A 13,451-nucleotide genomic window follows, 5' to 3' on the forward strand; every position below is an offset into this window, starting at 1 on the left:
TCATCTTCTCCTGTCAGTTCTGCCGAATTTTTCTTTTCGTGTTTCTTTCTTTTCCGGCTTTTCTTTTTTCTCGTAATCGTCATAAGCCTGTACGATTTTCTGCACCAGCGGATGACGCACCACGTCTTTGTTGGTCAGTTCGCAGAAGGCAATATCTTCTACTTTGCGAAGAACACGCAGGGCCACATCAAGACCGGAACGGGTACCGGAGGGCAAATCCTTCTGGGAAAGGTCTCCTGTGACAATGACCTTAGAGCCGAAGCCGATACGGGTCAGGAACATTTTCATCTGGGCCGGTGTGGTGTTCTGGGCTTCGTCCAGAATGATAAAGGCATTGTCCAGGGTACGTCCTCTCATATAAGCCAGAGGAGCGACTTCAATCAACCCCTTTTCCATGTTTTTGGCAAAGCTTTCGGCTCCCATGATTTCGTACAGGGCGTCATAGAGAGGACGCAGGTAAGGGTCAACCTTGCTCTGCAAATCCCCCGGCAGAAAGCCCAGCTTCTCCCCGGCTTCAATGGCGGGACGGGTGAGAATAATTCTGCCCACTTCGTCATTTTTAAAAGCGGTAATAGCCATAGCCATAGCCAGATACGTTTTTCCCGTTCCTGCAGGGCCCATGCCGAATACAATCATCTTTTTTCGTATCTCGTCTACATAGGCTTTCTGACCCAGGGTTTTGGGCTTAATAGGTCTTCCGTTTAAAGTATGGCAGATGCAGTCCCGGTCAATTTCCGTGATGGCAGAGGTTTTCTCTTCCATGGCTAATGACAGGGCGTAATTCACATTCTGCTGGGTAATGGTATTTCCTCTCTGGGACAATTCCAGAAATTCTTTTAGTATTTTAACGGCCTGGTCACAGGATGGCTTTGGACCCAGAATTTTAATCTGCCCGTCTCTGGAAATCACAGTGACGCCCAGGGTTCTCTCCAGTTTTTTTACATGCTCATCAAACTGACCAAACACATTTCTCTCATGCTCTGCAGGCAATTCCATTTTTTCTTCACAAATATTACTCATTTAAGTCTGTATTCCTTTCTGTCGGCTGCTCTGGAATCTGTACAGGGATTTGCTGTCCTGCTTCTTCAATTACCGACACGGTCCCTTTGGCAGTGCAGATTCCATTCTGTATTCCTATTTTAACATGATTTGCAGATATTTGAACCCCCTTTTCCGTTAAACTTTGTAAAACCGTGTTTAAATGCAGGGTGGCCCGTTCTTTGGCTTCCTGTTCCGAATAAGTGAAAATACGGGTTTCATAGGCACAGTCTGTGCTGGTTCCATAGTAAATGGGAAGTCTGAAATTTTCGGTCAGGCGAACCTGCTTTAAATCCGTCACGGTGTCAAATTCCTGCCAGGAAACGTTTTTCTTTGTATTCAGACAGTAATTTCCCAGCTGCAGCAGATAGCCTTTATTTTCTTTGCCGGTATAGACCGGTTTTTCGTATTTCATGGAAAAGGCGTGATAATATTGCAGCGGATATTCCACCAGAACGTCAGCGTCTGCCAGGGTATATTCCTGGCGGATAATTTCTTTGCTGTCATTTTGAATATCCAGAGTTCCCCGGACCAGAACTTCCCCTTTTACACAGGTCTCTCCTGTTTTTTTTACGGGTGTGCCGGTGCGGGTTATCATAGAAACAATCTGCCCCGTTTTGGTGGAAATCAGGTCGCATGCAGATGGTTTCTGCTGTTTTTTTTCATAGATGTTGTCATTTTCCTGAATTTCCAGAATCAGTCTGCTGCCGGAAATCCGGGCAGATACCCAGGTGATATCGGGAAATTCTGCCCGCAGCTTTTGGGCAATCCAGGCGCAGTCCAGGTCTTTTTTCAGAACGCCGTGTTCTATCTGAAGCTCTTCTAAATAACGCAGAATGGTCTGGGTGCTGTTATGTACATTTCCTTCCACATGAATGTTCCAGATATGGCGGGAAAGGGCAGCTACCAGGAAAAGACTGAGACAAATGCCGATAAAAAACGCCTTTCTTTTTTTGCTGCGGTAAAAAAAGAAGGGCAGTCCGTATTTTCCTGTAATTTTCACCCGTGTATGGGTCTTCCTGCAAATATTTTTCAGTTTGTAAAAATCTTTTACCGTCAGATTCATTTCATAGCTGTTATGGTTCTGCAGCAGATTCCAGACACGGATTTTGTGATAAGCGCACAAATTCAAAAACCGCTCCGGGCTGTCCGCCTGTACCTGAATGCGCACATACCCTTTGCGGTAGTATTTCCAGTCCTGCAAGGTGCAACCTCCCTTATAAAAATAAAATTCTGCAGATATTGCCGGTTATCTTCATTTCTACATCTGTGTAGTAAGCAATCACCAGATGGCTGCCTTCTATCTGAATTTTATTTTGTCTGGACAGCAGGATAATACAGGTGTCCTGATACTGGCGGATACATTTATAATTTTCAATATACAGTTCCCGTGAACCGGTGAGAGTCAGTACAGATTCTCTGTAGGAAAGGTCTTTGGGAATCTGCAGGGAGTCCCCTAACCGGCCTGTGAATTCGTTCAGTTTTCCTTTCACCTTCATGCCCCTGGAACGTCTTCTCCTTACAGCATATGTCTAGTTGATGAAAAGAATACCAAACCACAGAATCTGATTGGCGCTTAAGGTAAATTCCATATCATATTTTTCTGCCAGCTCAGAAACGATGATTCCGTGACTTTCCACACAGGGGTGCATTTTTTCCGGAAAACGGCAGGGAAGCCCCTGGGGAAAGGTGCAGGATTCGCAGATGTCGCAGGATTCTGTGGAAAGGGCCATGCACGCACTGCCCTGCTGTCGTATAAAACTTTCAATGGCAGCGGTAATGGCTTCGTGCTCTTTCCGGGTAGCCAGCGTTTCCTCAAAATTAATGACATCAGAAACTTCTGCAATGGTGGAAAATAAGAAACATTCCCGATAGCCAAGACAGCGCTTCCGGCACTCTTCTACGCTTCCCACAGCAGGCGGACAGGCCCAGGTGGAATTGTACCGTTCACACTCTTTTTCACAAATCCAGCGTACCCGGAAGGAAAATTCAATTTCTTCTGGCGGGAAAAAGGCGTATTGATAGACCGGATACTGGCAGATAAATTCTTCGATTTCCTCATGTGTAATCATTTTTGTTTTCTCCTTGCAATTTTGGTTGAAATGATTTAAAATGGAAGAAAGGCGAACATACATTCGCTTCGTATATTCATTTTACGGAGGTACAGACAGTTGAATCATCTTTTATATATACCATGCGTGGGTATTCTCCTGCTTTTGGTGCTGACCTTGGTGCTGTATCGCAAAAAGAATTATTATCCCTATGCAGCCAGACATCTGCTCACCAAAAGAGAATACCGCTTTTATCTTCTCTTAAAAGAAGTGGCTGATGAGTATCATTATATCATATGTCCCAAGGTTGGTGTAAAAGATTTGCTTTCTGTAACGGATAAAAAACAGTACATGAAATATTTTCATAAAATTGCCCAGAAGCATGTGGATTTTGTTATTTGTGATAGGGATTTATATGTACTTTTTGTCATTGAATTAGATGACAGCACTCATGAAACCAGAGATGCGAAAAAGCGGGACCGCTTAAAGAATAAGGCCTTTGCCGCCGCGGGGATTCCCTTAAAGAGAATCACGGATATTGATAAGCGGCAGATACGCAGGCTCTTTCCATAAGCGGCTGCGGTCCAAGTCATTCATCCGAAAGTGCGGAAAGCTGCTGGAGAAGGATTTCCCATTGCCTGAAAATACAGGCGGGTGCAAATTTATCCTGGACTTTTCCTGTGTTTTTGGAAAAAGCTTCCCGCAAAGTCTTGCATGCAGTATTCATGACGGCTTAAAACTTTGGGTGCAAGTTCTGCCAGCATATCGATACCTTTTACATGCGTGAGACGGCCTACGGTAATCAGTATCTGCTCCCGGCGCATTCTGTAGTTTTTCGTATCCCGTTCCGTCAACGTCACAAGATAGTCCGCATATCTGGAAGTAAAGCGGGAAATCCCTTTCCGGAACATGCGGTACAGGAGCGAGTGCCAGGCATAATCATAGTTGAAATGTTCACATGCCGGAACAGCGAAAGCTGGGAGATGTGGACCTTTACATCCCTGCACGGGAAGAACTGGCAAAAGCCCAAAAGATACTGGAACACCATGGTTATAAACAGGAGGAGGAAGTCAGCGGACATCACCTGACTTATCTGAAAGAAGGACATCTGCAAATGAAAGTACGGTTTCCCAAGCTGAGCAAATGTCCTCTTTTGTGTATTTTCTTCACAATACCTATCGTCTGCGCAGAACTACTTTCCGGCAGACTCTGGGAGATTTCCGGAAACACAATCACTCTACCAGAATCGCCCCGATTTTTGAAAATAGTAAGGATGAGCGCTAGGCTGTCTTCTTTTGCAGCCTAAGCTTCTTCAATATGAACCCGGCTGCCCCCTTCGCCCATGCGGGCCGGTTCTACAAGCAGATGCATGGGAATTCTCGCCTTAATGTCTTCCACATGGGTGATGATTCCCACGCTTCTCTGCCGGTTTCTGATTTTTTCCAGAGATTCCATAACCACATCCAGACAAGTTTCATCCAGTGTGCCGAAGCCTTCGTCCAGGAAGAAAAATTCCAGAGGGGCGGCGCCTTTCATCTGAATCTGAGAAGATAAGGCAAGGGCCAGCGCCAAAGAAGCCATAAAAGTTTCTCCGCCAGAGAGCGTAGAGGCGGGTCTGGAAACCCCGCCGTTTTTATAATCCCGGATAATAAACATACCGCTGCCGTCGGTTTCCAGGCCGTAGCTGCTGCCAGTCATTTCTTTTAACTGGGCATCGGCTTCTCTGGAGACGTATTCCAGATAGTACCTGGAAACGTATTCTACAAACCGTTTGCCCCGGAACAGACCTTCCAGTTCAGAGAGAATGTCCAGTGTGTGAGTAATCTCTTTTTTCTTTGCCTCCAGTTTTTCTTTTTCTTTTAGAGCCTGTTTTAGCTGCTGCAGCTGCTGTTTTAGACCGCCAAGTTCCCGGACGGTATCGGAACTTTCTTTTTCCAGAACAGAGACGGCTGTTTCCAGAACAGACAGGGGTTCTTTTGGCTGGGGAAGCGCTGATTTCTGCTGCTTCACTGTTTCCAGACACAGCTGTACCCGGAGACAGGATTCCCGATAATTTTCTGCTTTTTCCCGCATAGCAAGAAGTTCTGTCTCTGCCCGTTGATGAGTTTCTATCCAGTTCTCTTCTGCTATCTGATACTCCTCCATTTTTTCCAGCAAAAGGTTCTGCTTTTGGCGGCAGTCAGTCAGCAAAGCCTGGGTAAGCGCTTCGTTGGCCGCATATTCCCGACAGAGCTGTTCTTCTTCTTTTTGTGCTTTTTCCGCCTGTGCAGTTATCCTGGTACAGGACTGTTGGATTTCTTCCATGATGGTTTCCAGTTCGTGGCAGCGCTTTTGGGGATCTTTGCAGGAACCGGATTTTTCTGTAATCTGTTCGGTCAGTTCTTTCAGCTTCTGTTCATATTGACTCATCTGCATTTCCAGCCGTGCCTTGTCTTCTCTGGTTTTCTGAATCAGCAGATCACCTTTTTCTTTATTTTGTATACGGGCCTGGATGGCAGTTTCTAAAAGAAAAAGCTGTTTTTGTTTTTCTTCCCGGAGACGATTTTTATTTTGCAGTTCCTTGTAGGCCTGAAGAAAATCCTCTGTCTGATTTCGCTTTTTTAATTCCAAAATCCGCTTCTGCTGTTGCACTTCGCTTTGTGTAAGTGCCAGCAGTTCATTTTGCAATTCTTTTTGCCGGGTATTGTGGTGAATCTGTTCTGTTTCGGCTCTGGCCTTTTGTGTCTGAAGCGTCAGAATCTCTGTTTCCAGAAGAGAGCGCTGTTCCTGGGATTGGGCAAATGCCTGCTCAAGGGCCGTTCTTTTTGTTCTTTGAGTCTCCAGCTTTGTTTCCAGTTCCTGCAGATTTTCGTTCAGGAAAGCGGCATTTAAGTTCTGTAAATTTTCCCAAGCGCTCTGTCTCATGTTCCGGCTGTTTTCCAATTGCAGTTCCAAACGGGAAAGTTCTGCTGACAGCTTCTGAAAATGCTGTTCTGTCAGCTGTCTTTTTTCGGCAAACTGTGTCAGGCTGCCCTGTTCTGTCTGGGAAACTGTTTTTTCATGGTGAATACTGCCGCATACAGGGCAAGGCTGTCCTTCTCTCAGTTCTGAGGCCAGTATGGCTGACAGATTATCCAGGTACTGTTTTTCTAACATCGCTCTTTTTTCAAACGCTTTTTCTTTTTCAGCGGTTTTTTCAGCGATTTTCTGACGGAAATCTGTGCACAGTGTTTCCTGTTCTTTCATACTCTGCTGCAAAATGGCGGCTTTTTCCTGCTCAGTCTTTACCAGCAAGAGATGTTCTTTTTGGGCTTCTGCCTCGGGAAGTGCTTTCTGCCTTTCCAGGATGTACGTCGCTTTGTCTGTTTGTTTCTGTAAATCCGCTTCTTTCTTGGCCAACTGCTGAAGGGTCTGTATTTTTTCTGCTTTGGCCTTTTGCTCTTTTTCTGCTAGTTCTGTTTGTTGGGCAGTTATACCCTTTTTGCGTTCCAACAGAGCCTGTTGTTCCATGGTAAGGCGGTATCCTTCTTCCGTTTCCTGCTGCTGCTTTGCCGTCATGGTTACTGCTTCTATTTCCAGAGTCAAAGCTTCCTTCTGAGATTTCAGCTGTTCCATATCCCGTAGCAGCTTTTCCATCTTCTGACCGGAATCTTCTAAAATGCTATCTGTTTTTTGAGCCGCATTTTTTGCTTCTGTCCATTGTGCTTCTGTCTTTTGCCTGCGGTTTAAAAGCAATACGGCTTCCTGTAGTCTTGCCTGCTCCAGCCTGAAAAGCGGCAATTCTTCTTGCACCTGAAGCTGGATCTTTTCTCTTGCGTTTCGGAGTTTCTCGCTTTCTGTCTGTTTTTCGGTCAAAGTGGATTTCAGCAATTCCTGTTTCGTCTGGGACGATGTCCAGGCTGCTTTTGTATTGCGGGCTTCCTGCAGATATATCCAAAGCTGATTGGCCGTTTGTGCCTGTTTTTCTTCTTCCTGAAGAAAATCCATTTCTTCTTTTTGCGCTTTCAGCTTGGCTGCCTGAGACGCCAGTTCCAGAGATTCCTGTTCCAGGGCGGCAAATTTCTGCCCCTGTTCCAGCTGTACCCTGGCTATTTTAAGCGCCGCGGCTTTTTCTTCTGACAGAATCCGGATTTGCTTTGTTTTTTCCTGTAAATCCTGTACATCCTCTGGCCGGATTTCTTTGTAACGGGAAAGTGCACCCTCATTTTCCTGCATCTTTCCATTCCATTGTAAAGCCCGGTCTTTTACCAGACCTGCCAGCTGTTCTCCGTATTTTTCCAGATGGAACAGCCGCTCCAGCATTTTATTGCGCTCCATACCTTCCAGCTTTAGAAATTCTGAAAACTTTCCCTGGGGAAGAACTACGGTGCGGAAAAAATCTTCTCTGGACAGCCCCAGTACATCTCTGCACTTTTCATTTACAGTTCCTACGCGATCTGCCAGAATTTCGGCCTTTCCTTCTGTCAGTTCTGCAAAACGGGCGCTGTCACTGCGGATAGTTCCCTCTTTGGAGCGTTTAAAGCTTCTGAACACCTGGTAAATCCGCTCCTTTTTCTCTTTTACAGAAAAAGTATATTCCACGAAAGCCTTATCTGTACTCACATGGATAAAATTGGCGCTGTTTCTGGCTGTGGTTCCGTAAAGCGCCAGTGTCATACCGTCCAGAATACTGCTTTTTCCGCTTCCGGTAGGACCAAAGATACCGAAAAGCCCACGGCTGGTTAAAAGTTCAAAATCAATTTCCTGAGGTTCCAAAAAACTGTTAAGTCCTTTCAGCTTCATCCTGATTGGTCGCATATGGCTGTACCTCCTTTTCCAGAATGTCCCGAAGCATATCCAGGACTTCCTGCTCCGGCTGTGTTCCTTTTTTCTCCAAATAGTATCCTAAAAATAATTCTTCAAAGCTTTTTTCTGCAAACCGTTCCATGTTTTGTTCTGCCTGTTGCTCAGGAAATAGGGGAAGAACCTCTAAAATGTCATCTTTGTACTTTTTCAGTTCTTTTAGCTGTTCTTCCCGTATATAAGTTTCTGTATAAATCTGCAGATACACATAGCAGGGACGGTTCTGATTTTCCCTGCATTTTTCCAGTGCTTCTTCGTAGCTTTGGCACACCCATTTTTCGATGGGCTTCGGATTATCCAAATAAATTTCCCGTACCTGTACCGGCTGTCTGGGATGCAGCTCTGCCAGACAGCACTGTTTGGCTATAACAGTTTCCTGCAGGCGATAGGGAAGAATAGAGCCGCTGTAACGAATCCGTCCCTGACTTCCGACAGCTTTTTGTGGCCTGTGTATATGCCCCAGAGCCGCGTACTGGACAGCCGGTGGAAATACCTCAGGCGGCAGCAGATAACTATTTCCCAGCACCATCCCTTGCTCAGAACCGTCTTTAATGCTTCCCAGAGTAAATACATGGCTCATCAGCAGATTGATAGTATCCTCTTGATACCAGCGGGCTTTTTCTTTGAAAAAAGCACCTACTTTTCGGGCATAGTCCTGTGCCTTTTTTTCTTCCTCCTCCCCTGCCTGGTATAACACTTCATTTAAAGATTTTTCACTCAAATACGGGACGCAGACAAATACGGCCTTTTCTCCTTTATGAGAAAACGAAAAAGTACAGGCATCCAAAGATGTAATTTCAAAGTGGCCATAAAACCCGGAAGCAATACGGGTCTGCGGTGTTCCGTAAAGGATAATGCCATGCTCCCGAACCAGCGGCGCAATGGCTTCCAGACGAGAGGGCTGGTCATGATTGCCGGCAATCATGACTACCAGTCGCTCTCCCTGTGCAGTTAAATCTTTTAAAGTCCGGTATAGAAGGGCCTCTGCCCCGGCTGACGGATGACCGTTATCAAAAATGTCTCCGGCAATGCAGACTACGTCAGCCTGTGTTTCGTCGGCAATGCGGACAAACTGTTCCAGAACCATTTCCTGTTCCTGCAAACGGCTTTTGCCTTCTAAAAGTTTTCCGATGTGCCAGTCAGCAGTGTGTAATATTTTCATAGGTATTCTCTTTCTGATAAGTTTAAATTAAATGAAAAATGACAGCAGTTTCTGTCTGTAAGTATAGCATTATCTTATAGAAAAAGACAATGATGCTTTTTACAAAAAAAGATGTTATAATGAAACAGACACATAAAAAATTCAACATAGGAAAGTGAGCAGAAAAGTATGAAAAATGAATTATTTTCCGTGGGACCGCTTACCATACATGGATATGGGCTGATGATTGCGCTGGGGATTCTGGTATGTATCTTCATGGGAACGTACCGTGCAAAAAAGCACCATTTGAAAGAGGATGCGGTTCTGGATATTGCTATTTTCAGTATTCTTGCAGGATTTATAGGTGCAAAGCTGTTATTTGTGCTGGTGGAATTTGACCGCTTTTTGGAAGACCCTATGCAGGTGCTGGGAACAGAAGGCTTTGTTGTGTACGGAGGAATCATTGCAGGTGTACTAGCCGCGATTTTGTATTGTCACAGAAAAAAACTTTCTTTCTTGGAATATTTTGATTTGCTGGCCCCCTCCATTGCTGTGGCCCAGGGATTTGGAAGAATCGGCTGTTTCCTGGCAGGATGCTGCTATGGCAGAGAAACCGATGCTTTCTGGGGTGTGACCTTTCCTGAGGGCAGCTTTGCCCCGGCAGGTGTTCCTCTGATTCCCACACAGTTGTTGTCTTCTGCGGGAGATTTTCTGATTATGGCGGTGCTTCTGATTTACAGTAGGCACAGCAAAAAGACCGGAAACACAGGAGCCTTGTACCTGTTGCTTTACGGAATAGGCCGTTTCCTCATAGAATTTCTCCGTTCTGATGACAGAGGAACCGTAGGAATGCTGTCTACCTCTCAGTTTATTTCTATTGGAATTGTACTGATTGCAGTGGGAATGTTCAATAAGAAGCAGCGGAAAAAGTACACTTAACAAATTTTTGTATATAATCTAGCCGAAACAAAACACAGCACAGCTATGACTTTAGGAGGGCTACGATTATGAATAAAGTTTATGAAAAACCTGCAGTTATTGTTGATGAAGTTGCAGCAGAGGGTTCTGGTGTACAGACTTCTGTAACAGGATATACCTATTCTGCAGAATAAGTAAGAATCCTAAAATAGATATTGAAAAAAGGAGTCTGTTACGCCATGTGACAACTCCTTTTTTCGTATTCTGATTTCAAAAAAAATATATTTCCGCCTTTTTCAGCCGTTCTTCAAACTGTTCATAAAAATCAGCTTCTGCTTTATACGGCGTCAGATAAAAAGTTTTCAAAATAAACATACAGACATTTTTCACAGCACTTTCCTCCTGAAATTGTGCAGCGATTTTTTCTGCTTTTTTCAGAAAGGTGTGCCATTGAAGCACAAATCTTTCGTACTCCTGTATCCTTGATATCCCCAGCCATTTGCTGATTTTCACCTTTGTTTTTGGGTTTTGTCTGCATTCATGTACCTGTAGGAAATAGTGAAAACAATCCTCCTCATAAATGCGTCCCAGAGGAAACATTCTGCAAAAACCAGGACGGAAAGCATGAATACTGCACCGTCCCTGGTTTTTTAAAAAGGGGCACTGTTCTTCTTTTTCTGCCATTTTCAGATTGGGCAGAATCAGTCCGTCTGCCATTCGAAGTTCTAAAGCATAAGACAAAAGTGTTTCAAAATTTTGTTCCAGATGACTGCAAAGCTGATAGACATCGAAAGGATCCAGAACAATAGAATCCCCCATTCCGCGGCAGCAGTCTGAGCAGCCTTTGCAGTCGTTGCAGCCCGCCTTTACCATGTCACTTTGGCGGTACAGTTTTCCGTCTGAGACAGCATTTAAATCCAGTTCTCTCCGCATATTTTTCTCCTTTGTTTTACGAATCACTCAGACCCGGTATTTCCAGTAATAAAGGCCCTCTGTGGTTACGATTTTTTCCAGAAGTTCTCTCAGCGCTTCACTTTCGTGGTACACGGCAATGCTTAACACACCGCCGCTGATACTGATAATAGAATCTTCTCCTCCGAGCAGAATATCTATCTGTCCCCGTTTTTTCAAAATCACTTTTTTCAGCAGTTTTACTATCATTTCACACCGTTTGTCTTTCAGCCATCCTTCCCGCTTATTGACCAGGGGTTTGTACTCTTCCACATAAATTTCAAAAGGAAAATAGCAAAGTATTTTCAGTACAATGGCTATGGTTTTATCACAAAATTCCTGCAGGTGTCGATCCTGCAGAAAATACTGCTCCGCCTCTTCATAAAAGCTGTCTTCTCCTGTAGAAACAGCTCTTGGCAGAAAATCTATAATCCGGTAATCTTCTGTAAACAAAAGACTTAGTTGTTCACTTCTATTCATGCGCATACTCCTCTTATCAGATATCTGTCAGCTTTCATACATATAAAGTTCATGCAGCGCCCTGGTAGCGCAGATGTATTCTGCCTGCAAAAGCAGTCCGTTTTTTTCTTTTCGTCCAAGGGCAAAGACCCGGTCAAACTCCAGCCCTTTTGCCAGATAAAAGGTGGTTACGGTAATGCCTTTTTGAAAAGCGGAACTGTTGCGGTCAATATAAGAAATGTCCTGAAAATACTCTTTCAGATACTGATACGCCATGAGGGCTTCCTGTTCTGTCATGGTCAGAACAGCTGTTGTTTCATAAGGGCTCTCCTGCTGCAGATGGGAAAGCACCTTTTTAAGCGCCTCTTCCTGACAGGCAAACTTCTGCTCTTCAACTTCTTTTCCGTGTCGTTCCAAAAGTTCCATATCCGTAAGCCCTGCCAGCCTGTTGGCATACCGGGCAATCTCCACGGTATTTCGGTAACTTTTATTCATCACAATGGTTCTGGTATGGCGTCCTAAAATACCAGGAAGGAATTTTAAGACGTCCTGCTGCTGCTCCTCCATGGTCTGGGCACAATCCCCCAGAATGGTCATTTTGCAGGGGAACAGTTCTGCCAGAATGGTATACTGCAGAAAAGAATAATCCTGCATTTCATCAATCACCAGATGCTTGATGTTTTTCTGTCCCTTTTTCTGATACAAGCGGTATTTCAGATACAGCATGGGATAAACGTCTTCATAGGCCAGCACTCTCTTTTCATAGGAGACATGGGGCAAAGGTGCAAATCCGGATTCCTCTAAAAGCTGGCTGTACAGCACATACAAGTCTCTGGTCGCATACATTCCCATAAATTCCTGGCTGAGTTTTTCCTCCTCTTCTTCGGAAAGGCGGCGGTTGTATAAGGTTTCATATTCGTCTGTAAAATGTTCCAAAATAGCCTCCATACGGGACAGCAGAGGAAGATCCTGAAATTTGAAATAAAAGAGATTTACCAGTTCTGCTTCTGTTTTCACAATCCCCTTAAAAGAAACTTCGTGGAAGTCCATGAGACTGTCTTCCAGATTTGCCAGAAAAACTTCTGTAAGCCCCAGAAATTCCTCCGACTGTTTCCGGTGCAGACGGTCCTGTGCCTCTGCGTCCGGACATGAGAGTTCTCTTTCAATCTGGTCATAACGGTCCTCACAGTCTATGACTGTGTCCCGCAGTTCCCGGTAGGCAAATAAATCAAAACTCATTTCCTGAATATTCTCCTCTCCCAGTTCCGGCAAAATATGGGAAATATAGTCGGAAAATACACTGTTGGGAGACAGAATTAAAATGTTGGAGGATTTCATATGCTTCCGGTCATGGTAAAGCAGATAAGCAATCCGGTGAAGGGCAATGGAAGTTTTGCCGCTGCCAGCCGCCCCCTGAATCACCAGTATCTTATCCTTGGTGTTGCGGATAATGGCGTTTTGTTCTTTCTGAATGGTGCGCACAATGTTTTTTAACTGTACGTCTCCATTGCTTCCCAGTTCAGCCTTAAGAATGTCATCATCAATTTTGATGTCGCTTTCAAACGCATAAATCATCTTTCCGCAGCGGATTTTATACTGCCATTTGGAATGAATCTCTCCCTCCAGAACGCCGGCCGGAGCTTCATAGCTGGCAGGACCCTTGTCAAAATCGTAGAAAAGACTGCTGACAGGCGCCCGCCAGTCATAGATATAGGGAACCTGTCCCGTTTGTTCCGAAAAGTTCCCGATACCGATATAAAAGGACTCCGGAGTGTCTTCATCTTCATAGCAGAAATCCACTCTGCCGAAAAAAGGTGCGTTCAACATTCTCTCCAGACGATGCTTTAAGGCAAGCTGTTCCTGATTGGCATTTACCTGTTGGAGAAGAGCCTGCTGATTGTCAAAATTTTCATAGCCGTACTGGTCCATTTCCGTATAGTTTTCCCAGTAGTATTCATGCATTCCCTCGATTTCCTTTTGTCCCTGGGAAATGGAGGAGTCTACCTCTTTTAGCCGCTGCTCCAGCTTTTCTATGATAAAGGTCAGATAGCTTTTTCCGTCACGCATAATGT

The 13,451-nt window shown here is 44.7% G+C and carries 13 protein-coding genes; 3 read left to right on the forward strand and 10 right to left on the reverse strand.

Features of this window, described 5'->3' with window-relative positions; translation table 11 throughout:
• Genes WBS51_RS08220 through WBS51_RS08235 form a run of 4 tightly spaced genes read right to left on the reverse strand, consistent with a single transcriptional unit; the run spans nucleotide 1 to nucleotide 3,110 of the window.
• Complete coding sequence (locus tag WBS51_RS08220) at nucleotides 1-1,020, reverse strand: PhoH family protein (protein WP_173749551.1); 1,020 nt, start codon at nucleotides 1,018-1,020, stop codon at nucleotides 1-3.
• Complete coding sequence (locus WBS51_RS08225; RefSeq protein WP_173749552.1) at nucleotides 1,013-2,242, reverse strand: sporulation protein YqfD; 1,230 nt, start codon at nucleotides 2,240-2,242, stop codon at nucleotides 1,013-1,015. Before WBS51_RS08225 ends, WBS51_RS08220 begins: the two co-directional genes overlap by 8 nt.
• A gap of 13 nt (nucleotides 2,243-2,255) precedes the next feature.
• Nucleotides 2,256-2,537 (reverse strand): YabP/YqfC family sporulation protein, encoded by a 282-nt coding sequence (locus WBS51_RS08230; RefSeq protein ID WP_180211132.1) that lies wholly within the window; start codon nucleotides 2,535-2,537, stop codon nucleotides 2,256-2,258.
• 33 nt (nucleotides 2,538-2,570) lie between these two features.
• Nucleotides 2,571-3,110 carry a DUF2284 domain-containing protein gene (locus tag WBS51_RS08235; RefSeq protein ID WP_173749554.1) on the reverse strand — a complete coding sequence of 180 codons (540 nt, stop codon included), beginning with the start codon at nucleotides 3,108-3,110 and terminating at the stop codon, nucleotides 2,571-2,573.
• A 99-nt stretch (nucleotides 3,111-3,209) separates the two neighbouring features.
• Between WBS51_RS08235 and WBS51_RS08240 the strand changes: the two genes are divergently transcribed.
• The gene (locus WBS51_RS08240; protein ID WP_291683802.1) at nucleotides 3,210-3,662 is read left to right on the forward strand and encodes a DUF2726 domain-containing protein; all 453 of its coding nucleotides are present in this window, start codon (nucleotides 3,210-3,212) and stop codon (nucleotides 3,660-3,662) included.
• 89 nt (nucleotides 3,663-3,751) lie between these two features.
• On the opposite strand, the gene WBS51_RS08245 is transcribed toward WBS51_RS08240, so the two are convergent.
• Nucleotides 3,752-4,000 carry a hypothetical protein gene (locus WBS51_RS08245; protein WP_302702774.1) on the reverse strand — a complete coding sequence of 83 codons (249 nt, stop codon included), beginning with the start codon at nucleotides 3,998-4,000 and terminating at the stop codon, nucleotides 3,752-3,754.
• Between the two features lie 47 nt (nucleotides 4,001-4,047).
• Between WBS51_RS08245 and WBS51_RS08250 the strand changes: the two genes are divergently transcribed.
• A complete protein-coding gene (locus tag WBS51_RS08250; protein WP_294462009.1) occupies nucleotides 4,048-4,395 on the forward strand; it encodes a nucleotidyltransferase family protein in 348 nt (115 codons plus the stop codon).
• On the opposite strand, the gene WBS51_RS08255 is transcribed toward WBS51_RS08250, so the two are convergent.
• The gene (locus WBS51_RS08255) at nucleotides 4,392-7,865 is read right to left on the reverse strand and encodes an SbcC/MukB-like Walker B domain-containing protein (RefSeq protein WP_294580913.1); all 3,474 of its coding nucleotides are present in this window, start codon (nucleotides 7,863-7,865) and stop codon (nucleotides 4,392-4,394) included. The genes WBS51_RS08250 and WBS51_RS08255 overlap by 4 nt on opposite strands.
• On the reverse strand, nucleotides 7,831-9,072 hold the full coding sequence (locus WBS51_RS08260; RefSeq protein ID WP_173749558.1) for a metallophosphoesterase family protein: 1,242 nt from the start codon (nucleotides 9,070-9,072) through the stop codon (nucleotides 7,831-7,833). The genes WBS51_RS08255 and WBS51_RS08260 overlap by 35 nt, the downstream gene beginning before the upstream one ends.
• A 168-nt stretch (nucleotides 9,073-9,240) precedes the next feature.
• Between WBS51_RS08260 and WBS51_RS08265 the strand changes: the two genes are divergently transcribed.
• Nucleotides 9,241-9,990 carry a prolipoprotein diacylglyceryl transferase gene (locus tag WBS51_RS08265; RefSeq protein WP_173749559.1) on the forward strand — a complete coding sequence of 250 codons (750 nt, stop codon included), beginning with the start codon at nucleotides 9,241-9,243 and terminating at the stop codon, nucleotides 9,988-9,990.
• Nucleotides 9,991-10,239: 249 nt separating this feature from the next.
• Here WBS51_RS08265 and WBS51_RS08270 read toward each other — a convergent pair whose 3' ends face one another.
• From WBS51_RS08270 to WBS51_RS08280, 3 genes are read right to left on the reverse strand one after another with little or no spacing between them, the layout of a single operon-like run.
• Nucleotides 10,240-10,902: a YkgJ family cysteine cluster protein gene (locus WBS51_RS08270; protein WP_291683608.1), complete on the reverse strand. Its 663-nt coding sequence runs from the start codon at nucleotides 10,900-10,902 to the stop codon at nucleotides 10,240-10,242.
• 27 nt (nucleotides 10,903-10,929) lie between these two features.
• Complete coding sequence (locus WBS51_RS08275; RefSeq protein WP_173749561.1) at nucleotides 10,930-11,400, reverse strand: hypothetical protein; 471 nt, start codon at nucleotides 11,398-11,400, stop codon at nucleotides 10,930-10,932.
• 27 nt (nucleotides 11,401-11,427) lie between these two features.
• Complete coding sequence (locus tag WBS51_RS08280) at nucleotides 11,428-13,446, reverse strand: HelD family protein (RefSeq protein WP_294462016.1); 2,019 nt, start codon at nucleotides 13,444-13,446, stop codon at nucleotides 11,428-11,430.
• Nucleotides 13,447-13,451 lie beyond the last annotated feature (5 nt).

Source organism: Blautia acetica, assembly GCF_038739805.1.
In the GTDB taxonomy this organism is placed as follows: Bacteria; Bacillota; Clostridia; order Lachnospirales; family Lachnospiraceae; genus Blautia.